The sequence below is a fragment of the Corynebacterium lemuris genome (assembly GCF_024919295.1).
Lineage (GTDB): Bacteria > Actinomycetota > Actinomycetes > Mycobacteriales > Mycobacteriaceae > Corynebacterium > Corynebacterium lemuris.
Genome location: NZ_JANWTC010000050.1, coordinates 1 through 558, shown reverse-complemented (window position 1 = coordinate 558; position 558 = coordinate 1). Strand labels below are relative to the sequence as shown.

Genomic DNA, 558 nt, shown 5'->3' with positions numbered 1-558 from the left:
TACTTCACCTGCCGGTGGGCCGTCTCCCGGTCCAGCTTTCCTTCGCGCTTCAATTCGGTGATCGCTGCACCATAGCTCGGCGCTTTGTCGGTATTGAGCGTGGCAGGCTTTTCCCAGTGCTTCAGGCCTCGCAGGGCCTTGCCCAGGAACCGCTTCGCTGCCTTGGCGCTGCGGGTCGGCGACAGGTAGAAATCGATCGTGTCGCCCCGCTTGTCGACTGCCCGGTACAGGTAGGTCCACTTGCCCCGCACCTTGACGTAGGTTTCATCCAGGCGCCAGCTCGGATCAAAGCCACGCCGCCAGAACCAGCGCAGCCGCTTCTCCATCTCCGGGGCGTAGCACTGGACCCAGCGATAGATCGTCGTATGGTCGACCGAAATGCCGCGTTCCGCCAGCATTTCCTCAAGGTCGCGATAGCTGATCGGATAGCGACAATACCAGCGCACCGCCCACAGGATCACATCACCCTGGAAATGGCGCCACTTGAAATCCGTCATCGTTCCGTCCGTCCAATCTCCGCCAAGCATGCTCAAGCTTCACGATTTTTGCAACAGAGCC

Annotated in this window: 1 pseudogene; it reads right to left on the bottom strand. The window is 60.4% G+C overall.

The features are described 5' to 3' along the window. A pseudogene (locus NYP18_RS15330) lies at window positions 1-497 on the bottom strand (IS6-like element IS6100 family transposase); the annotation flags it as partial. Window positions 498-558 lie beyond the last annotated feature (61 nt).